18 protein-coding genes are annotated in these 20,886 nt (G+C 60.3%); 8 read left to right on the top strand and 10 right to left on the bottom strand.

Translation table 11 applies throughout. From position 1 onward, the window contains the following. Window positions 1-6 precede the first annotated feature (6 nt). Together I6L35_RS09520 and I6L35_RS09515 are read left to right on the top strand one after the other, a co-directional pair. Window positions 7-1,056, top strand: a complete 1,050-nt coding sequence (locus I6L35_RS09520) for an oxidoreductase (RefSeq protein WP_216980122.1) — start codon at window positions 7-9, stop codon at window positions 1,054-1,056. A gap of 309 nt (window positions 1,057-1,365) precedes the next feature. Continuing rightward, a complete protein-coding gene (locus I6L35_RS09515; RefSeq protein ID WP_193860654.1) occupies window positions 1,366-1,611 on the top strand; it encodes a hypothetical protein in 246 nt (81 codons plus the stop codon). A 62-nt stretch (window positions 1,612-1,673) separates the two neighbouring features. Here I6L35_RS09515 and rimJ read toward each other — a convergent pair whose 3' ends face one another. Beyond that, complete coding sequence (gene rimJ, locus I6L35_RS09510; protein WP_216959370.1) at window positions 1,674-2,225, bottom strand: ribosomal protein S5-alanine N-acetyltransferase; 552 nt, start codon at window positions 2,223-2,225, stop codon at window positions 1,674-1,676. After that, the gene (locus tag I6L35_RS09505; protein WP_139436561.1) at window positions 2,225-2,779 is read right to left on the bottom strand and encodes a GNAT family N-acetyltransferase; all 555 of its coding nucleotides are present in this window, start codon (window positions 2,777-2,779) and stop codon (window positions 2,225-2,227) included. The genes rimJ and I6L35_RS09505 overlap by 1 nt, the downstream gene beginning before the upstream one ends. A gap of 346 nt (window positions 2,780-3,125) precedes the next feature. On the opposite strand from I6L35_RS09505, the gene I6L35_RS09500 reads away from it, so the two are divergent. Continuing rightward, entirely contained in the window at window positions 3,126-4,901 is a 1,776-nt protein-coding gene (locus I6L35_RS09500) for a M4 family metallopeptidase (RefSeq protein WP_216980121.1), read from the top strand. 32 nt (window positions 4,902-4,933) lie between these two features. On the opposite strand, the gene I6L35_RS09495 is transcribed toward I6L35_RS09500, so the two are convergent. Beyond that, window positions 4,934-5,827, bottom strand: coding sequence for a LysR family transcriptional regulator (locus I6L35_RS09495; protein WP_216980120.1), 894 nt, complete (start codon window positions 5,825-5,827; stop codon window positions 4,934-4,936). Window positions 5,828-5,919: 92 nt separating this feature from the next. Here I6L35_RS09495 and mdtH point away from each other — a divergent pair, with 92 nt between their 5' ends. Both mdtH and I6L35_RS09485 read left to right on the top strand, forming a co-directional pair. Continuing rightward, complete coding sequence (gene mdtH / locus I6L35_RS09490; protein ID WP_005340523.1) at window positions 5,920-7,116, top strand: multidrug efflux MFS transporter MdtH; 1,197 nt, start codon at window positions 5,920-5,922, stop codon at window positions 7,114-7,116. A gap of 135 nt (window positions 7,117-7,251) precedes the next feature. After that, entirely contained in the window at window positions 7,252-8,166 is a 915-nt protein-coding gene (locus I6L35_RS09485; RefSeq protein WP_216980119.1) for a bifunctional helix-turn-helix transcriptional regulator/GNAT family N-acetyltransferase, read from the top strand. Window positions 8,167-8,212: 46 nt separating this feature from the next. Here I6L35_RS09485 and I6L35_RS09480 read toward each other — a convergent pair whose 3' ends face one another. The 5 genes from I6L35_RS09480 to I6L35_RS09460 all read right to left on the bottom strand — a co-directional run bounded on the left by I6L35_RS09480 (window position 8,213) and on the right by I6L35_RS09460 (window position 15,678). Beyond that, window positions 8,213-8,686: an ASCH domain-containing protein gene (locus I6L35_RS09480; RefSeq protein ID WP_216980118.1), complete on the bottom strand. Its 474-nt coding sequence runs from the start codon at window positions 8,684-8,686 to the stop codon at window positions 8,213-8,215. Between the two features lie 57 nt (window positions 8,687-8,743). Next, complete coding sequence (gene prfC, locus I6L35_RS09475) at window positions 8,744-10,333, bottom strand: peptide chain release factor 3 (protein WP_110304084.1); 1,590 nt, start codon at window positions 10,331-10,333, stop codon at window positions 8,744-8,746. Between the two features lie 216 nt (window positions 10,334-10,549). Next, a complete protein-coding gene (locus I6L35_RS09470; RefSeq protein ID WP_216980117.1) occupies window positions 10,550-12,397 on the bottom strand; it encodes a diguanylate cyclase in 1,848 nt (615 codons plus the stop codon). Between the two features lie 203 nt (window positions 12,398-12,600). Next, a complete protein-coding gene (gene viaA / locus I6L35_RS09465; RefSeq protein WP_216980116.1) occupies window positions 12,601-14,055 on the bottom strand; it encodes an ATPase RavA stimulator ViaA in 1,455 nt (484 codons plus the stop codon). A 9-nt stretch (window positions 14,056-14,064) separates the two neighbouring features. After that, window positions 14,065-15,678 (bottom strand): ATPase RavA domain-containing protein, encoded by a 1,614-nt coding sequence (locus I6L35_RS09460; RefSeq protein WP_216980115.1) that lies wholly within the window; start codon window positions 15,676-15,678, stop codon window positions 14,065-14,067. A 313-nt stretch (window positions 15,679-15,991) separates the two neighbouring features. On the opposite strand from I6L35_RS09460, the gene I6L35_RS09455 reads away from it, so the two are divergent. Continuing rightward, a complete protein-coding gene (locus tag I6L35_RS09455) occupies window positions 15,992-16,417 on the top strand; it encodes a DNA polymerase III subunit psi (protein ID WP_216980114.1) in 426 nt (141 codons plus the stop codon). A gap of 111 nt (window positions 16,418-16,528) precedes the next feature. Beyond that, window positions 16,529-16,978, top strand: coding sequence for a ribosomal protein S18-alanine N-acetyltransferase (gene rimI, locus I6L35_RS09450; protein WP_216980113.1), 450 nt, complete (start codon window positions 16,529-16,531; stop codon window positions 16,976-16,978). 37 nt (window positions 16,979-17,015) lie between these two features. Here rimI and I6L35_RS09445 read toward each other — a convergent pair whose 3' ends face one another. Further along, the gene (locus tag I6L35_RS09445; RefSeq protein ID WP_216980112.1) at window positions 17,016-17,561 is read right to left on the bottom strand and encodes a hypothetical protein; all 546 of its coding nucleotides are present in this window, start codon (window positions 17,559-17,561) and stop codon (window positions 17,016-17,018) included. Between the two features lie 185 nt (window positions 17,562-17,746). Here I6L35_RS09445 and I6L35_RS09440 point away from each other — a divergent pair, with 185 nt between their 5' ends. Then, window positions 17,747-19,537, top strand: a complete 1,791-nt coding sequence (locus I6L35_RS09440; protein WP_216980111.1) for a long-chain fatty acid--CoA ligase — start codon at window positions 17,747-17,749, stop codon at window positions 19,535-19,537. Window positions 19,538-19,603: 66 nt separating this feature from the next. On the opposite strand, the gene I6L35_RS09435 is transcribed toward I6L35_RS09440, so the two are convergent. Further along, window positions 19,604-20,823, bottom strand: a protein-coding gene (locus tag I6L35_RS09435) for an IS3 family transposase (RefSeq protein ID WP_216978836.1) whose coding sequence is annotated in 2 segments (ribosomal slippage) — window positions 19,604-20,475 and window positions 20,475-20,823 — 1,221 coding nt in all. Because the reading frame shifts where the segments join, the coding sequence is not laid out codon by codon here. Window positions 20,824-20,886: the final 63 nt, after the last annotated feature.

Raw genomic sequence — 20,886 nt, 5'->3', positions numbered from 1 at the left:
CTCCCGATGAGCCACACTCTCAACGCAGCCCTGGTGGGCTATGGCTTTGCAGGCAAGACCTTCCACGCTCCCTTCCTCTCCACCACCCCGGGCTTGTCCCTGAGCAGGGTGGTAAGCCGCGATGCCGCCAAGGTGCAGGCCGATCTGCCCGACTGCCGGGTCGGCTCATTGGAGGAGGTGCTAAGCGATGAGACCGTCGATCTGGTGGTGATCGCCACCCCCAACGACACCCATGCCCCCCTCGCCCGCCAGGCGCTGCTGGCAGGCAAACATGTGGTGATCGACAAGCCCTTTGCACTGGACCTGGCCGAGGCGCAAGCGCTGGTCGAGCTGGCCGAAAAGCAGCAGCGGCTGCTCAGCATCTTCCACAACCGTCGTTGGGACGGGGATTTCCTTACCGTGCGCCGTTTGATTGCCGAGGGGACGCTGGGGCAGATCGCCCAGTTCGAATCCCACTTCGATCGCTATCGCCCCGAAGTTCGCCAGCGCTGGCGCGAAGCGGGTGGCCCGGGTTCCGGCCTCTGGTTCGATCTCGGCCCTCACGTGCTGGATCAGGCGCTGCAGCTGTTCGGCCAGCCGGACTGGCTACAGGCCGATCTGGCCGAGCAGCGCCCCGGCGCACTGGCGGACGACTACTTCCATGTGGTGCTGGGTTACGGTGCTCTGCGGGTCATTCTGCATGGCAGCTGTCTGGTCTCGGCCACCATGCCGCGTTTCATCGTTCACGGCAGCCAGGGTTCGTTCGTGAAATTCGGTATGGATGTGCAGGAAGATCAGCTCAAGCTGGGCAAGCGGCCCCCGGCGGCGGATTGGGGCATGGATAGCGAACCCGGTCAGCTCAGCCGCATTGTCGATGGTCAGTTACAGCAGCAGAGCGTGGTGGGTGAGGCGGGGGATTATGGCGCCTACTATCGCGGTGTCTGCGCCGCCATCAAGGGCGAAGGGAGCAACCCGGTGCCAGCAAGTGAAGCGCTGGCGGTGATGGCGCTGCTGGATCTGGCCCGCCAGAGCCACCTTGAGGGAAAACGGCTGCCCTGTCAGAAGCTGTCTGACTAAGGTGTGGGCCATCGGCCGCGCTTGAGCAACCTTGACCTTGTTAAACCGCCACAAGATGGCAGCAAAGCGGTGTTTTATTGTGCAATCAGCACTATTTAACGGCATCTTGTATTGATATCAGTCGTTGCAGTGGAGCTTTTTATCAACGGCACGAAAAAATGTCATTGTGATATCCGTTTTCATCGGTAACTAATGGGGCTATATTGCGCCCGCCTGCTGCCTCCCGGCTTCTTGTTTCAATACCGGGCAACGGTGGGCGCTGTGATGGTTGCACAGACCATCTCTCCATATTTATTTGAGGGAATGCACATGAACAAAGTACTGGTAGCCGGTATCCTGGGTCTGATGTTGACTGCTTGCGGTCAGAAAGAAGAAAAAGCTGCCGCTCCTGCTGCTCCGGCCGCCGAAGTTGCTGCCACTGTAGAAAAAGCCGCTAGCGAAGCCACCTCTACCGTAGAAAAGGCCACCTCCGAAGCGACTGCAACCGTAGAAAAAGCTGCTACCGAAGCGGCTACCAAGGTTGAAGCTGCAGTGAGCGATGCCAAGGCCAACTAAGCCTGCACCTCATTCGAAGACGGGTCCGAAGGCAACTTCGGGCCCGTTTTTTTATCTGTCGTTCAGGAGGCCGGATTAATCAGCGAGGTGAGGATGTGATCCTCCCAGCGGCCATTGATCATCAGATATGCCCGCGCGAATCCCTCCCGCTCGAAACCGAGCCGCTCCAGCAAGGCGCCACTGCGCTGATTGGCAGGCATATAGCAAGCCATGATGCGATGCAGATCGTGCTCGCGAAACAGGTAGTCAATGGCGGCTGACAGCACCTCTCTCATCACCCCCTGCCCCTGATGCTGCTGGTCGATGGCATAGCCCAGATGACACGCCTTGAAGACCCCCATCAGGATATTGCTGAAGTTGCAGGTGGCGATCACCCGCTCGCCAGCCGGATCGAGGGCCACCAGATTGACGCCAGTGCCGTTGAAGAACTGGCTGTAGCTGTCCTGCAGCCGGGCATGCCAGTAAGAGAGGGTGTAAAAGTGCTCGTCCCGAAGCGGCTCCCAGGGGGCGAGATGGGCGCGGTTGCGCCGGTAGAAGTCGAGCATCATGGGGGCCTGATCCGGCGACAGTATGGTCAGGTGGGTGCGGGCCGTCTTGATATGTGGCAGCGCCATCAGGACTCCCTCTGTCTTAGCCACTCATCGCGCAGCAGGCTGTAGTGGACATGGTCCACAATCCGGTTGCCCAGCCGCTCTGCGCGCCGGGTCACCCCCTCCAGCTGCATCCCGAGCCGTTCACAAACAGCCCTGCTGGGCTCGTTATCGGTGGCGGCGCTGATCTCCACTTTCTCCATCCCCATCTCCTCGAAGGCGTGGTGGATCAGGGCCTGACAGGCACGGGTGATGATACCGTTGCCCTGCCAGCGCTCCGCCAGCCAGTAACCGATGACCACCTTGCCAAGGTCGTGATCGATGCTGTTGTAACCTATAACCCCCACCACCTCCCCCTGATACTCGATGGCAGTGGTGAGCCCCTCGCCGCGGGCGAACTTCTCTATGGCACTGCGAATGAAGAGGGCGCTGTCAACGGGGCGCTGGATCAGTGGCGGCCAGGGCAGCCACTGGGAGAGGTACTCCCGGTTGTCATTGCAGAGGGCAAACAGTTCGCTCGCCATATCGGGCTGCAAGAAGAGCAGCGCAAGCTCGTCGTCCAACTGCCATGAAAACATGGGATTCTCCTTTCAAATCAGTGATCAAATCGCGAACCAGCACCCAATGTAGCCAATCGCCACTGGCCGCGCCAGCCACTTTTACTGCCCTCCTCAGGCAGGCTTCGCAGAGGGTGACTGCGCACGATCTCTCCTCCCTCAAAAGAGGAGGGTGGGTGTCTGAAACCGGATAATGCTCTCCACATGGCGCCGACGAATGCCCACAAACGGCACTTTGGCAGATCCTGCTACCCCTTTGTGCTGCTCTGTCACTTTTGACAGGGGGTACTTTCCCCCACCGGCACTAGCTTCAAAACGCCCGACCTTCGGTCGGTTTATCAACCTCATCGATTTAAGGAAAGAAGAGATGAATAAAATTTATCTGGCCGTTGCGCTGGCTTGCTGGGGAAGCGCCGCACTGGCGGCGCAAGAGGTAGAGATCAACGTAACGACAAACGGCATCCGGGCCATAACCGGCCTCAGTGCCGCGAGTGGTACCTTGCAGTTGGAAGATGGCGAGTTTCGTCAGGTGCGGGTGGTCAAGCTGCCCAACGGCCAGCAGCGGATCCGCTACGAGCAGGTCTGGAACGGCATCCCGGTAATGGGTCAGGTCATCGTGGCTGACAAGAGCCTGAACGGCCAGCTGCAACAGGCCAGCGGGCGCATGCTGCGCCAGATCGATCAGGATGTGGCAAGCCCGGCCGCCACCCTCTCGCCACAGGATGCAACCAGCAAGGCCAAGGCGGGCAGCAAGGGGAGTAACGAGCAGGTCAAACTCTATGTGATGCAGGATGAGAACGGGCTGGCCCGGCTGGTTTATCAGGTCTCCTTCATCGCCGAAGGTGACAAGCCAAGCCGCCCCTTCGTCATTCTTGATGCCCAGAGCGGTGAGGAGCTCAAACGCTGGGAGGGGATCAACCACAAGGATGCCAGCGGCCCGGGGGGCAACATCAAGACCGGCAAATACGTCTACGGCACCGACTTTGGCCCGCTCATCGTGGATGACAACTGCCGGATGACCAGCCCCAACGTCGATACCATCAACCTCAACCACGCCACCTCAGGCGGCGCCATCCACCAGTTCACCTGTCCGGAGAACCGGGTCAAGGAGATCAACGGCGCCTACTCGCCCCTCAACGACGCCCACTACTTCGGCAACGTGGTGTTCGACATGTACCGCAACTGGTACAACACGGCCCCCCTCACCTTCAAACTGAAGATGCGGGTTCACTACAGCAAGAATTACGAGAACGCCTTCTGGGATGGCAGCCAGATGACCTTCGGTGACGGCGCCACCACCTTCCACCCGCTGGTGAGCCTCGATGTGGCGGCCCACGAGGTGAGCCACGGCTTTACCGAGCAGAACTCCGGGCTGATCTATTCAGGACAATCCGGCGGTATCAACGAGGCCTTCTCCGATATGGCGGGTGAAGCGGCCGAGTTCTACATGAAGGGGAGCAACGACTGGCTGGTCGGTGCCCAGATCTTCAAGGGTAACGGCTCCCTGCGTTACTTCGAGGATCCGACCCGGGATGGCAGATCCATCGGCCATGCCGCGGATTATCAGGAGGGGATGGATGTACACCACAGCTCCGGGGTCTATAACCGCGCCTTCTACCTGCTCGCCACCAGCAGCGGCTGGAACACCCGCAAGGCATTTGAAGTCTTCTTGCTGGCCAACCGCCTCTACTGGGGAGCCAACACCAACTACCAGCAAGGGGCCTGCGGCGTCAGCCGGGCGACCGCCGACCTGGGTTACAGTCAGGCGGATGTGGCTCGTGCCTTCCAGACCGTCGGGGTTGATGCCAGTTGCGGCACCACGCCGCCACCGAGCGACAACGTACTGCAAAACGGCGTGCCGGTGAGCAACCTCGCCGCCAGCAAGGGTGGCAAGCTCAACTACACCCTGAACGTACCGGCGGGCACCAGGTCGCTGCAGATCAGCAGCAACGGCGGCACCGGAGATGCCGACCTCTACGTCCGCTTTGGCAGCGCCCCCACCAGCAGCAGTTATGACTGCCGCCCCTACAAGGGGGGCAATAACGAAAGCTGCTCCTTCACCAATCCCAAGGCGGGTACCTGGCATGTGCAGCTGTCAGGGTTTTCCGCGTTCAGTGGCGTAACCCTCAAGGCCAGCTACTGATCCACCCGATGCGGGCCTTGTCCCGCATCGTTCTACTCATTGCGCCACCGTTTCGCCAGCGCGCGGGCGGTGGCCAACACGGTTTCCCGGGCCGGGTTGGGCCGCTTGCCACCGCGCCACGCCATCATCACATCCCAATGCTCTTGCGGCAGATTGCGCACATCTAGCCTGACCAGCCGCCCCACCTCCAGATCCCGCTTGATGGCCAGCTCCGGCATCAGGGTGATAAACCCGTGTTCCAGCGCCAGATCCCGCGCCGCACTGGCGGGCTGCACCGCATGCAGGGGGCTGGCGGCCCGCCGCAACCGCCGCAACTGCTGGATAAAGACGTCACACCCCGGCCCCCATACCTGAGGCGCCAGCCGCTGGTCGGCAATATCCTCCAGGGTGAGACCGTGACAACCGGCCAGCGGATGCAATGGCGAGGCGATAGCGATAATGGGGGAGCAGCAGAGCAGCTCCATCTGGAGGCCCGCAACCGGCGGGCGCTTGAGTACAAAGCCGATATCGGCCTCCCCGGTCAGCAGCGACTGCATGATCTCGCCGGAGTGATCCGTGGTGCAGCGGATCTCGAACGGCTCGTCCACCAGCTCCATCAATAACGAGCCAAACACCACCGAAGTGAGGGATGGCAGACTGGAGAGACGGATACAAGGCAGCGCAGGCGCCCCCTGCAGTGCCAGCCGCCCTTCGCTCAGGATCGCCAGCGCAGAGCGGGCCGATGGCAGAAACTCCTCGCAGGCACGGGTCGGCGTCACCCCGCGCCGATGACGCTGAAACAGCGGTGCCCCGAGGCTCTCCTCCAGCTGGGCAATCCGCTGGCTCACCAGCGGCTGTGACCAGCCACGAATGGCCGCCGCCTGACTGAAGCTGCCCAGCTCGGCCACATCCAGCAGCAGTTGCAGATCGTCCAGATCCATAGACATAAATAATCCTGATATGAAATATAGGTAGTTGTCGTCTACCACTATATCTAAACCCTCTCCAGAATGAAGGTATCTGTGAATGAGAGGGCGTTATGGTCGATAGGGCGAGGTTTTGGGGACGCTGGTTTCTGGCGCTGGATACCACACTGGTGATCCTGGGTTTCTTTGTGGTGATGCCGATGATCAGCCTGCGCTTCGTCGACCAGCTCGGCTGGGCGGCCGGTCTGGTGGGGCTGGCCCTCGGCCTGCGCCAGCTGACCCAGCAGGGGCTGGGGATCTTTGGCGGCTCGCTTGCCGACCGCTTCGGCGCCCGCCCGCTCATCGTCACCGGCATGTTGCTGCGCGCCGTCGGCTTTGCCACCCTGGCCTGGGCCGACAGCGGCGCCATGCTGATCTTCTCCTGCTTCCTCTCGGGTCTGGGCGGTTGCCTGTTCGACCCGCCACGGGCGGCACTGGTGATCAAATTTACCCGTCCCCATGAGCGGGGCCGCTTTATCTCCCTGCTGATGATGCTGGAGAGCGCGGGTGCCGTCACCGGTGCCCTGCTCGGCAGCTGGCTGCTGCGCTTTGACTTCACCTACGTCTGCCTGCTGGGCGCTGGGCTCTTCACCCTGGCGGCGCTCTGCAACTGGACCCTGCTGCCCGCCTACCGCCTCTCGGTCAAACCGACTCCTATGCGGGAAGGGTTGGGACAGGTACTGGCTGATCGCGCCTTCTGCCGACTGGTGCTGATCTTAAGCGGCTACTACATGCTGTGGGTACAGGTGATGCTGATTTTCCCCATTCTGGTCAAGCAGCTCTCCGGCACCACCACGGCAGTGGGCTGGATGTACAGCCTGGAAACGGCGCTGTCACTGGCGCTGCTCTACCCTATCGCCCGTTTCAGCGAGCGACGCTATCGGCTGGAGAGCCGGCTGATGGCGGGTATCCTGCTGATGACGGTGGGGATCGGACTGGTCGCCTTCGTCAGCACCCTCTCCGGCATCTTCGTACTGCTGGCCTGCTTCTATCTGGGGATCATCATCTGCGAACCGGCCCGGGAGACCCTGATGACCCGGCTGGCCAACCCCACAGCCCGCGGCAGCTACATGGGCTTCAGCCGCCTCGGACTGGCGCTGGGGGGCATGACCGGCTACGTGGGCGGTGGCTCCCTCTATGACTTCTCGCTGCAACAGGGACAACCTGCCCTCCCCTGGCTGGTGCTGGGCACCATAGGCGTCGCCACCATGTTGCTGCTCGCCCGCTGCTTCTCCCGCCGCCCGGAGCTGGCCATCAGAGCAGCCGCCTGACGAGTATCCTGCGGCAGCCCAATCAACGGGGCTGCCGCTCACCCCATATTCTGCAAGTCATCACAGCAAAAGGTTGCGAATTACAACTTTTACGCTATTTTAGTTGTCATGCACAACTAAAAAGGAAACCACGATATGGATCCCCGTCCCCTGCGCGCCCTGTCGCGCGATCTGGTTCGCGAACTCGGCATGCTCTCCCAGCAGTGCGGCAATCTGGCCCTCACCCCCATCGAGGCTCACCTGCTGATCGAGCTGGAGAACGCCCCGGCCACCAACCAGCAGCTGGCAGAAAAGCTGCACATCGACAAATCCAACGCCAGCCGCCCGCTTGCGCGCCTCGCCGAGCGGGATCTCATCAGCTGGCACCCGCACCCCTCCGACGGCCGCAGCAAGGAGGCCCGCCTCACCGTCAACGGTCAGGGGATGCTGCTGGAGTTGCACCGGGAGATGGACGGGGCGATGGAAGAGATGCTGGCGCAGTTGAGCCTGCCCGAGCGGGAGCAGCTATGGCAAGGGCTGCGGCTCTATCGCAGCGCCCTCTCCCGCGCCCGTCGCCAGCGGGGCTACCAGATCCGCCCCATCACGGCGGCGGACAATGCCCAGATCGCCTTGGTGATCCGCGCCGTCTCGGCCGAATATGGCCTCACCGCCGACAAGGGGTATGGGGTCTCGGATCCCAATCTCGACACCCTCTCCCAGAGCTATCAGGGGGAGAAGAGTCGCTACTGGGTTATCGAAGGGCCGGACGGTTCCATCCTCGGCGGTGGCGGTATCGCGCCATTGGCGGGAGAAGAGGGAGTCTGCGAGCTGCAGAAGATGTACTTTATGCCCGCCCTGCGCGGACTGGGCCTTGGCAAACGGCTGGTGTTGCAAGCGCTGGATGCCGCTCGTGGTTTGGGCTATCGCCGCTGCTATCTGGAGACCACTGAGGTACTGCGCGAAGCCACCAGCCTCTACGAATCACTGGGCTTTGAACACTTGCCCGGCCCCCTTGGTTGCACCGGCCACGGGGATTGCGAGATCTGCATGGTGCTGGACCTGGCACTCTAAAGTGATAGCTGCAAACAGGAGTCTCCCCTGCTTGCAGCTTCGTTTATTATGGCAGCGCCACTACCCGGAATCGCTCCAGCACCAGCGTGGCGTGCTCATCAAATTCGCCCCCTTCCGCCTTCATCTCGCATTCGAAGAATGCCTTGTGCGCTTTGCGCCACCAAGCCAGAGAGCCATCGCCCTCCCCCTCCTCGGCGGCAAACGCAGCATCAATCTCATCGAATGGACACAAGGTGACTGACACCAGTTCAACCAGAGCCTTGGGGTGACCACTCCAGTCTGTTACCACCAGCAAGTCACCCTGTTCCGGCATCCGCTCGCCCTTCTCCAGATACCAGTAAGCGAGGCTACAGGTCGCTCGCTTGCGGCCTGCTGCCACCAGCTCGGCACAGAGGTTGGCATTGTGTTCATCAGCACAGAAGTAGTCCGCTGAGACATGACGAGCCCGTGCTGCCACCGGCAGGGATAACAGATAACTCTCAGCCAGAGCCGAGCAGGCAGGATTCATCGATTCAACCATCACCTCTCCTTGATGCATAAAAAAATCCCGCCATCTGGCGGGATTTGGTAAGCAGTATCAGTGCTCGCGAGTCTGGCGGAACTGCACGTCGGGGTGGCGCTCCTGTGCCAGGCGCAGGTTGACCATGGTCGGTGCAATGTAGGTGAGGTTGTCACCGCCATCGAGGGCCAGGTTGACCTCGTTCTTGCGCTTGAACTCTTCGAACTTCTTGACGTCGGTCCCTTCCACCCAGCGGGCGGTGGAGACGTTGACCGCCTCGTAGATGGCCTCGACGTTGTACTCGCTCTTGAGGCGCGAAACCACCACGTCAAACTGCAGCACACCGACCGCACCGACGATGAGATCGTTGCTGATCAGCGGACGGAACACCTGCACCGCCCCCTCTTCAGAGAGCTGGACCAGCCCCTTGAGCAGCTGCTTCTGCTTGAGCGGGTCGCGCAGGCGGATGCGGCGGAACAGTTCCGGTGCAAAGTTCGGGATACCGGTGAACTTGAGATCTTCACCTTGGGTGAAGGTGTCACCGATCTGGATGGTGCCGTGGTTGTGCAGACCGATAATGTCACCGGCGAAGGCGTCTTCCGCCTGCTCACGGTCACCGGCCATAAAGGTCACGGCGTCGGAGATGTTCACATCCTTGCCGATGCGCACGTGGCGCATCTTCATGCCTTTGCTGTAAGTGCCTGACACGATACGCATAAAGGCGATACGGTCGCGGTGTTTCGGATCCATGTTTGCCTGGATCTTGAACACGAAACCGGAGAACTTCTCCTCGGTCGCCACCACTTCGCGGCTCTCGGCCTTGCGCGGCATGGGAGACGGCGCCCAGTCGGTCAGGCCATCCAGCATGTGGTCGACACCGAAGTTACCGAGCGCGGTACCGAAGAAGACCGGGGTCATCTCGCCAGCGATGAAGGCATCGTGATCGAACTCGGGAGAGGCGCCCTGCACCAGTTCCAGCTCGTCACGCAGCTGCTGAGCCAGATCTTCGCCGACGGCGGCATCCAGATCCGGGTTGTTCAGTCCCTTGACCACCCGCTTCTCCTGGATGGTGTGGCCCTGACCACTCTGATAGAGATAGGTCTCATCCTTGTAGAGGTGATAGACACCTTTGAAGGATTTGCCGCAGCCGATAGGCCAGGTGATCGGGGCGCACATGATCTTCAGCTCGCGCTCTACTTCATCCATCACTTCCATCGGATCGCGCACTTCGCGGTCCAGCTTGTTCATAAAGGTGAGGATGGGGGTATCACGCAGACGGGTGACTTCCATCAGCTTGCGGGTCCGGTCTTCAACACCCTTGGCGGCATCGATGACCATCAGGCAGCAGTCGACCGCGGTCAGGGTACGGTAGGTATCTTCGGAGAAGTCCTCGTGACCCGGGGTGTCAAGCAGGTTGACCAGACAATCGGCATAGGGGAACTGCATCACCGAGGTGGTGATGGAGATACCACGCTGCTTCTCCATCTCCATCCAGTCGGATTTGGCGTGCTGGCCCGAGCCACGGCCCTTGACGGTACCGGCGCGCTGAATGGCCTGTCCGAACAGCAGGACTTTCTCGGTGATGGTGGTTTTACCCGCATCCGGGTGCGAAATGATCGCAAAAGTGCGTCTCTTGGAGACTTCACTCAGAAATTCAGCTGACATAATTCAACGTTCTTCTATTGGGCGGTGGCATCAGCCACCGTGGGAATAAATCCGGAATGCCGCTCACGGCACATGTATACGCAACGAAAGCCACGCCAGCTGGCGTGTTGCCAACCTGGTGGAGAGAGGGAGGAGGGTTGCGTTACATGGGTCTTATCGCCTGAGTCAAAGCAAAATTGCGCGACATTATACCCGCGCGAGTGAAAAATACCCAGTCCGTCAGTCGTCTGTTTCCACCCGGTTGCGCCCGGCCCCCTTTGCCCGGTAGAGAGCCTCATCCGCACGCCGGATCAACGCGGCCAGATCCTGATCATCATCGCGCAGGCAAGCACACCCGATGCTGATGGTCACCGGATGAGACAAACCGGGCAACGCCCGTTGACCGATCCTGGAGCAGATCCGTTCCGCCACACGAGACGCCTCCTCCAGCCCCGTCTCCGGCAGCAGCGCCAAAAACTCCTCTCCGCCGGTGCGGCCCAACAGATCCTGCTGCCGCAACTCTCTTGCCACCATTCGGGATACCCACTGCAGTACCCGGTCTCCCTGATGATGCCCCAGCAAATCGTTGATCCGCTTGAAGTGGTCGATATCAAAAAGCAACAGCGAAAAGGGCATTTGCTGTCTGCGGGCCAGCTCAAAATGTTCACGACCATCCACCAGCACCCGACGCCGGTTATCGATACCGGTCAGCTCATCGGTAAAGGCCAACCGATGCATTCGCCGATTGCGCTCAAGCAACCATCTCATCATCAGCAAAACCACGCCCCCGCAGAGCACCATCACCACCAGCAACCAAAAGCGACGCTCCTTGATCCGCGCCAGCTCCTGCTGTTGCAACTGCTGCTCGACCCGCAACCGCTTGTTCTCCTCCGCCTGGCGGGTCAGTTCAAACTGGCCGCGCACCCAGGCGGTACTCTGCTCTCGTTGCATCTGGTCGAGACGCTGTTCCTGTGCCAGATGATCTCGGAGCGCCGCCAATGCCGCCGGATAGTCCCCTTGCAACTCGAATGCACCACTTCGGACGGCATAGAGGTCCATCAAGTAACGAGTGTGCCCCTCAGCTTCCAGGATCGGTTCAATCTTCTCCAGCGCGCTCAGGGCCGGGGCAGGCTCCCGTATTTTCACCTGTAATTTAGCCATCACCAGCTCGAGATGGGCGTAGAGGATAGGGTCTACGTCAGGAGTAAGCACGCCAGCAGCCTGCACCAGCAAACGCTTGGCCTCCTTCGTATGTGCCAGACCGAGCAGAGCCTCCGCCAGCATCACCTGACGATCGGCATGTTCAATCCGGTACTCGGGCTGATGCAAGAAAGCGAGACTATGTTCAAGCTCATTTTGTGCTTCCTGATAGCGTCCCGTCTCCAGATAAACCAGAGCCAACTGCTCTCTCATCCTCACCAGACCGAACTCGTCATGGCTGTGAGCAAAGTGATCATGCAATCGATTCAGGGTGGTAAACGCCTCGGCATAGAGGCCCATGCGACGAAACGCGGCGGCAATCTCGAGCTGCGTGCGGTTGTACCAAGTGGTCAATCCCAACTGTTCGTAGATGTCGTGCGCCCTGGAGAGATCCACCAATCCTTTTCCGGATGCCCCCTGAAACGACAACATGGCTCCCCGGTGGGACAGCGCTAGCGCCTCCAGCTTGGGTAGGGCAGCCTCCCCAGCCACCCGCAGCCCCTCATCGTAATCACGACGAGCCTGTGCCACCTCGCCGAGTAGCTGATTGAACCAGCCACGACAGATGAGCAACTCTGCAATGGCTGCGTCATCTTCCTGTTTTTGAGCCAGCACCAGTTGTCTGTCGGCATACGCAATCGCACGGCGAGACGCCTGGATGTCATCGGCAGATTGGGCCCAGCAAGCCAGACGACTGATCCGCATCAGCTGGGACGGTGGATAGTCGCTGCCATCCCGCAGCAAGCGAGCAACGCGCTCCCGCAGCAACTCGATAGGCTGATGGACCTGCTCCATACCCTCCAGTTCATTTTCCAACTGCTCGGGTGACAAGGGTTTGGCTGCAAGCCCGAATACCGCCAACAACAGCAGCAAGGCAAGTCGGCTCATACACACTCCGGATCAATGGGAAAGAGCACCGGGCAAGCCGATACTGGAAAATCACTCTCTTGTCCCCTGTAACAATGGCTATATAGGCTACCGCAAGGAGAGATGCTTCGAATGGCTACCTGGTCACATTTCACAGGGATATCATAATGTTGGAATAAGATGGGGATGCAGGGAGAAAAGAGATGAGCTGCCCCATCCGGTGACTAATGATGCTGCCATCGCCGAAGCAACCGACCGCGCAGGCCACAATCGAGCAGCCAACTGTTGTCAAATACCCGCAGCAGCGCCTGCTTGGCGTGCCGGGACATGGCCACTGCGTGAAAGCGGGTCTGGCGCTGGCGATAGCGGTTCATCTGCTCGAGCAGGGCATGGGGCAGACTCTGAGCGATAAAGTCCGAAATAACCAGCACATCTGCCTTGGCAAAAGCGGGCTCATCGAGTTTGACCAGCGCCTTCTCCAGACAAGGCACCAGATCGGTACCACCGTGAAAGCTCATGGAGAGGAAGCGCTCCGCCTTGTCCAGTCCGGTATCGGCGGTGATCTCAAGGGTCGCCACCTCGGTAGAGAAGAGCATCAGGTAGCAACCGCGCTTCTCATCCATCGCCACCTTGAGCAGCGCAAGAAAGAGTGCCTTGGCACACTCCTCGGGATAGCCCCCCATGGAGCCGGAGGTATCGACACAGACGATAAAGGGGCCCCGCTGCTGCAACTGCTGCCCCCCCTGCTCCGGGGTGCGCTGCATGATGCGCTGGCGCGGCAAGGTGCCGCGTGACTGGTAACTGAGCAGGCGCCGCTCCAGATAGCGGCGGTAGAACTCCAGCTCCAGCTCCGGCAGCCCCAGCATCACCGCCTCGCTTGGCAGTAGCCGCATCAGGTCGCTCGCCTGGTGGATGCCCACCAGGTCGTCCGGCACATCGTCGCTGGGGGCGGGCTCCAGCTCCAGCACCTGAACCGGTGGCACCGGCTGCTCCTGCGCCCGGCGATCCCGCTCGCTGCGCCCGAGAAGAGCGGCAATCTCCGCCAGCAAGGGCTCGCGCTGCAACATACGGGCGTATTGCTTGACCAGCACCAGACTGCGTTTGTGCCAGTGCCCCTGCGCCAGATCCCAAAGACCACCGGCTGAGATCTGGTTCGGATCGAGGGCATCGGCCAGGGTGCGGCTCGCCAGCAGCTGATCTTCAATCTCCTGACGCTGCTTCTCCCGCTCCGCCTCGGCGATCTGCTGCTGCAGTTGCAGCAGGCTCCCCACCAGACTGGCACGCCACTTGTCGATAAAGAGCTGGCGCAGCCCCTCGGTGGGGTGAGCCATCAGCTGGCGAACCAGCGAACGGGCCTCACCGGCAAAGGGGCTGTAGTGATCCAGCGACTCCAGCAGGGCGGGCAGGCGACCAATCAGCTCGGTCATCGGCAACTGCCGGTGCGCCTGATAGAGCAGGTACTCCTGCTCCAGCGCCACCGGCACCGGCTTGTGACGGATCTCCTCGCCAAGCTGCTCACCCCAGCTCTGCAGGCGCTTTTTCAGCAGCTTGCCCTGCAGCGGGGAGCGCTTGATGAACTCGGAGATCTTGGGCGAAGCAGCAAGCAAAAGTGCCACCTCCCCTGCCAGCTCCCCTTCGCCAATCAGCAGTCCCAGATCCAGCATGCCAATCTCAAGCATGAGCGCTCCTTACTCGTCCAGCCTTGGCAACCGCTCGCGCCACTGTGTCAGCTCGCCGCGCAGCAGTTCAAGATCCCGGCTCAGCACGAAGAAGCTGTCCTCCACCTGTTGCAGCCAGCGCTGGGCAATAAAGAGGTGCTGCCGATGACGATCGAACAGAGTGCGCTGCTGTTTAAGCTCCTGCATCACCTTGCCGACCTGGACCAGTTGCTCGTCGAGCGCTTGCAGCCAGGGCGCCAGCACCACCTCGGGGATGGCGTTGCGCTCCATCAATACCAGCGGGATCTGCTGGCGCTGGATATCGAGCACCTGCAGGCGCAGCTCATCGTCAAGTACCAGCTCGTAGTGTCCCTCTTTCGGGTTGCCATATTGATAACCCACCAGCGCCTCGCCGGTCGGATGCCAATGGGAAAGCAGGGTACGATCGAACACCAGGGTGCTGGTGAGACGCTCGGGATCGCTGCCATCCAGCGGTGCCGGGGTGAGCAGATGGAAGTGCACCTGCTTGCCAAAGGGTCTGGCGTTGGCGAGGGGGATCTCGATCCCCCTCGCCCGTCGGCCAAACCACTGTTTACGCTTGCGTGCCTTGCAGCAGAGACGCTGGGACACGCCCTGCTTGAGCTGTTTGAATTGATCCCGCAGCGCCAGCAGCTGGCGGGTCATCGCCAGTTGCTGATAACCATAGAGGCGGGAAAACTCGGTCATCATCTCCAGCAGGGCGGTACGAGACTCCTCGTCATGCCATAGACAGTCCTTGAACAGCAGCAGATCTACCGGCGCGACCTCGTCACGACCGTTGAAGAAGGCGCTCGCCTTGATAAGCCGTACCGCCTTCTTCCAGCGACGATCCGACACATAGCAGCGGTGGGCCAACTGGCTGTCGAGCTGCTGGCGCAGCTGATAGATGAGTTCGAAACAGGCATCCGGCAAGCGCACCTGTTCAATCTGGCTCTGCCACTGCTCGTACTCATCACCCCGGATCTGCAGGGATTCCGGCAAGTTCTGGTGGGCGTGACCATCGCTGGCCAACATGGATTGAAAGTTGGCTTTCTCTTGCACCCGATCCATCCAGATCCGCACCAGCATCCGGTCGTAAAGCGCTTCCAGCCCGCTATCCGGCGCCGGCAGCTCGTTGGAGGCGGTCACCAGCAACCGCATCGGGATGGGGTGCTGGCTGTCGCCGTTGCGAAACTGTCGCTCGTTGATGGCGGTGAGCAGGGTGTTGAGGATGGCGGGGCCCGCCTTCCAGATCTCGTCGAGAAACACCACCTCGGCCTCTGGCAGATAACCAGCGGTGAGGCGCAGGTATTTGCCATCCTCTTTCAACGCCTGAATGGAGAGGGGGCCGAACACCTCCTCCGGCGTACTGAAACGGGTCATCAGGTATTCAAAGTGGCGGGCGTCGTGAAAGGCCAGCTTGAGGCGGCGTGCGATCAGGCTCTTGGCGATACCTGGTGGCCCCAGCAAGAAGACACTCTCGCCACTGAGGGCCGCCAGCAGACCGAGGCGCAGGGCATCCTGCCGTTCGTAGAGTCCCTCACCGAGGGCGGCCAGCAACCGGGGCAGGCGCTCCTGGATAGGAATAAGACGCGCAGGGTTCTTGGCTTGAGCTAAAGGCGACATAGAGACGGTTCCGAAGCTGGGATAATGATGACCCCAAGGCGTGATATCCATCTATTCGCCATAGGGTTTTGTCTGGTTATGATGGTTATTCTGGTATCTCTTGCCGCACAATACCCGCCTCTGGCAGGAAAAAAACCAAGGTCGGCGTGATACCGTATAGACATCGTGTTGCGCCCATGCATAGCCAGTGTCCTGATGGCACCATGCCAGCATGCGCCAGATGATGCGTTACAAAGGGTGCAGCAAAAGCGGTTCGAGTGTACCCTGCGCAACACATTTTTCCCCAATGCAGATCAAGAGTGAGTCGCCTCAAATGCAAGATCCCGTTCGTCAGAGCATGTTGGCCCGCATGGGCATTCAAAGCTGGCAACTGCGTCGTCCGGCATTGCTGGGCGCAGACCCCGCTCGAGAGCTTGAGCAACATACCAGCCAGACAGCCCCCGCCACCAGCGCCCCGCTGCCCAGCGGCAAACTCTGGTTGCTGGCACCTCAGCTGCCTGCCACCACGCTGCTGGCGGATATCTGCCAGTTGCTCGGCATGACACCCGAGGAGGTCTCACTGCTCAGCGAGCTGCCGCCTGCCGATCTGCAAACGGCGGGCGCCTCGCCGCTACTCTGGCTGACGGAGGCCAACCCGGAACGACCCGATGCGCTGATCTGTCCGCTAGACCCCAGCGCCGCGCAAAAGCGAGCCTTGTGGCAACAACTGCGCCGACATATGGCAAGTTCCACGGCATGATCCTGCATCCTGCCTTCAACATCCTCACTGAAGCAGCTCTATTTACCTGATTTTACAAAAGTTGTGTCTGACAACCCCGAGACATCCCCTATTCAGCTACCCGGAGTCACCATGCCTGAGTTTCGCCCCCTGCTCGAAGCCGATTTCGACCTTGTTTACCCCATTGAGCAGGCTGCCCACAAGGAGCCGTGGAGTGAGGCCAACCTGCTCTCCTGCTTCGGTCCTCGCTATCTCAACGGTTTGATGCTGGTCGATGGTCGCCCGGCCGGCTTCTATATTTCGGATCTGGTAGCCGGAGACAGTTCGCTGATGAACATCTGTGTCCATCCCGAATGTCAGGGCAAGGGGTTGGGAAGGGCACTGTTGCAAGCCTACCTGACTCGCAGCAAGCAAGCCGGTGCACAGGCCTGGTTCCTCGAGGTGCGGGCTGGCAACCAGACCGCCATCAACCTCTACGAGAGTGCCGGCTTTGCCGAGTATTGCCGACGCGCCGACTACTACGGCACCGGTAATGATCGGGAAGATGCGGTGCTGATGTCACGGCTGTTCGATTTCGGCTGATCCTGCCTGTTCATCGCACTCAGGCACCTTGCCCTCTTCAATCGAGGGGGGCATTGTCCAGCGTCGGATCCTGCAAGGCGAGAGTGGTATGAACCACCGCCTCGAATCCGGCGGCAGAAAGCGGCATATAGAAGCCCCGCTGCCAGGTTTTCCCGGGCATCCAGATCTGCTGTATATCCACCACTATCTTGATCGGTTTAAGGGGTTGACCCGGCTGCTGGATATAGATGCCAGGCGGTGTGGCGACCTTGGGAAAACGGCGCAGGATCTGCTCGCTGCCATCCCCCTTGCCCGGGTTGAGCCGCACCTTGACCAGCCGGGCAAGCGGACCAGCCATCTCCTTGCTCTGCCAGAATTTTTTCTCCAGATCGCTGCAGCGGCGGCACTTGGGGGTCTCCAGCACATAGAGCAGCGGATAGCCCAGTGCCAGCGCCTGTTGCTGCGCCTGCTGATACCCCTCGGCCCCCTGATACCAGGGATTGGCGGGCCCCTGTGATGACGTTCCGGCAAAGAACCAAAACGCAGCGCCCCCCACCACCATCAGCCCGACCGCGGCCAACGCCCCTTTCACCCACAGATTCATATCGTTAACCCTCTCTCTGCCTCCTAGCAGTATCGGCCAGTCTGCGCAAAGGGAGAGCTATTTGCGCTCTTTGTGATCCAAGACAAACAGCGAACACTTGTAAGCCGTAATATTGGAGTTTAAACTCTAGCCCGATTTTTAGTGCCCTCGCGGGCGTACAACTGTAATTAAAGGATGTTTAACTGATGCCGAAGCTTCATCTGGTTCGACTGATGCGTGAACGTATTGCCCAGCTTGGCAACAAGGCTGCCCTGCGGGTTCAGCAAGATGGCCAGTGGCGCGCCATCGGCTGGCGTACTCTGGGCCAGGCCATGGACTACTGCGCACAGGCGCTGATCCGTGCCGGCCACCAGCCAACCGAAATGGTCGGCATCTATGCCCGCAACATGCCGGAGTGGACCCAGGCCGATCTCGGCATCCTTGCCGCCCGCGGCGTCAGCGTCCCTATCTACCCCACCAGCACACTCGATCAGCTGCGCTACATCGTCAAAGATGCCGGCATCAAGGTACTGTTCGTTGGCGAACAACCCCAGTTCGATCAGGCGCTGACCCTGCTGCAAAACGGCGAAATTCGTCAGATCGTCGCTCTCGATGGCAACGTCAATCTGCGCGGCTGCAAGCAGGCGAGCCACTTCCAGACATTTCTGGTCTCCGGCAACCATCAGCCCAGCGAGCAGGAACTGCGAGTACGGGAAACCCAGTACCGGATGGATGATCTGCTGACCCTGATCTACACCTCCGGCACCACAGGCGAGCCCAAGGGGGTCATGCTCGACTTCAGCAACATCGCCGCCTGTTTCGAGATGCACAACAGCCGCCTCGACCTCAATCAGCAGGATGTGTCGCTCTGCATGCTGCCGCTCAGCCACGTGTTTGAGCGGGCCTGGAGCTACTACGTGCTCTACTGCGGTGCCGAGAACGTCTATATCCGCGATCCGCAGAAGGTGATGGATGTGATTGGCGAAGTGCAGCCGACCGTGATGTGCGCTGTGCCGCGCCTCTACGAGAAGGCCTACGCCATGATCCAGGCCCGGGTTGCCCAGGCTCCGGCTCTGCGCCGCGCCCTGTTTGGCTGGGCGACCAAGGTCGGCAAGCAAATGGTTGCCACCCGTCAGGCTGGCAAGTCCGCTTCCCCGCTGCTCTACGGCCAGCTCTGGCTCGCCGAGCGACTGGTGTTTCGCAAGCTACGCGCCCGTTTTGGCGGCCGCACCCGCTTCCTGCCGGTGGCGGGCGCCCGCCTGGCCGACGATGTGAACCTCTTCTTCCAGGCGATGGGGCTCAACCTCAAGTACGGCTACGGCATGACCGAGACCACAGCTACCGTCTGCTGCTACGAAGACAGCCAGTTCAAGCTCGGCTCCATCGGCACGGCACTGAACGGCATCGAGGTGAAGCTGGGTGAGAACAACGAACTGCTGGTGCGCTCCCCGACCGTGATGCGCGGCTACTACAACAAGCCGGACGCGACCGCTGAAGTGATGACCGAGGATGGCTTCCTGCGTACTGGCGATGCCGGTGAGCTCGACAGCCAGGGCAATATCTACTTCACCGAGCGCCTCAAGGAGCTGATGAAGACCTCCAACGGCAAGTACGTGGCACCGCAGCTGGTGGAAGGAACCATCGGCAAGGATCGCTTTATCGAGCAGATCGCCATCGTCGCCGATGCCCGCCACTTCGTCTCGGCGCTGATCGTCCCCTGCTTCGAGTCGCTGGAGGAGTACGCCCGCTCCATCAACCTGCAATACCAGTGCAAGACCGAGCTGCTGCGCCACTCCCGGGTGATGGAGTTCTTCGAAGCCCGCATCGCCGACTTGCAAAAAGAGCTGGCTAAGTTCGAGCAGGTGAAGAAGTTCACCCTGCTGCCGAGCGCCTTCTCCATGGAGCTGGGTGAGCTGACCCCCACCATGAAGCTGCGCCGCAAGATCATCGAGGCAAAATACCAGAGCGAAATAGAGGCGATGTATAACCACGTCTGATATCGCTCAGGTTCAGATGTCTAGTCCTGAAATAGGTTTACACATGTTCAACTAGCATTTCCCTACTCAGAACCCCCTATGTACCGCATCGGGGGTTCTGTATTTCAACGCATGATGCGGCCGCTCCGCGTTGTAAATATCTACTGCTTCACGCACCATCTCCCGCGCTTGCGCCAAATCCTGCGGGCTTTGCAACAATAACTCTCCTTTCAAAATCCCGTTCACCCGCTCCGCCAACGCATTCTGATAACAGTCATACCCATCCGTCATCGAGCATTTCACCCCGTACCGTTCATGTAATGACTGATACAGTCCCGAGCAATACTGCACGCCACGGTCTGAGTGATGGATTAGCTCCCCGCTGCCACACCGTTGCTTCAGCGCTTTCTTGAACGCCATCGCCACCGACTCCGCGTGCATCCCTTCGTGCACGTGATGGCCCACTATCTTGCGTGAGTAGGCATCCGTCACCAGGCTCAGGTACAGCGGCCCGCTCCTGGCTGGCAGATAGGTGATATCAGCGACCCAGACCTGCTCCGGGGCCACCGGCGTAACCTGCTCTGGTCCCGCTTTGAGCAAGTTGGGATGACGGTAGAAACGGTGAAAACTGTGGGTGGTCTTGTGATACGCCCGCTTAAGCTGCACCAGCAGGCGGTGCTCGGCCAATATCCGAAACAGCCTGTCCCGCCCGACCTTGAGCCCGCCATCATCCTGACCCTGCAGCAGATAATGCAGCTTGCGAGTGCCCACCCGAGGTTGTCGCAGTCGAACCTGACGCACGAAGCGCACCACCTGCAAGCCCTGTGCATGGCGCTCGTCGGCGACCCGATTGCGCTTGTAGTAAGCCTGCCGGCTTATCCCCAGAAACAGGCAAGCCCTGACAATGGTCAGCCTCTCGACTTGCCGCTGCGAGAGGACTTGCCGGGTCGCTTTTTTACGATAGAGACGCCGTAGTCATTCTTCAGTACATCGACGACGGCCTCAAAGAACTGGGCTTTCTGACTCATCAGCGCCAGCTGTTGCTCGAGTTCCTTGATACGCTGCTCGGGCGTCTGGTTGTCGGGGTCTGGCATGGTGATGCTCCTGCCGGCACGAACAGAAGCCCCCTGGCTCCAATCTTGCCGACCATGTTTACGCAACCATACCAGAACGGTGGAGCGGCCCTGAATGCCATAACGCACCTGAGCCTGTTTGTAGGTGAGCTCGCCTTTTTCAATCTGCTCGACCAGCGCCAGTTTAAAAGTCAGCGAGTAATCGCGCTGTGTCCGTTTCACACCTTGTCCCATCCGGTTCTCCATTTATTGGGAGGAAAGGTGTAAACCATATTCAGGACGGGACAAGAGAAATAA

The sequence above is a fragment of the Aeromonas sp. FDAARGOS 1405 genome (assembly GCF_019048265.1).
Classification (GTDB): domain Bacteria; phylum Pseudomonadota; class Gammaproteobacteria; order Enterobacterales; family Aeromonadaceae; genus Aeromonas; species Aeromonas veronii_A.
This window is presented reverse-complemented; position numbering and strand designations above follow the sequence as displayed.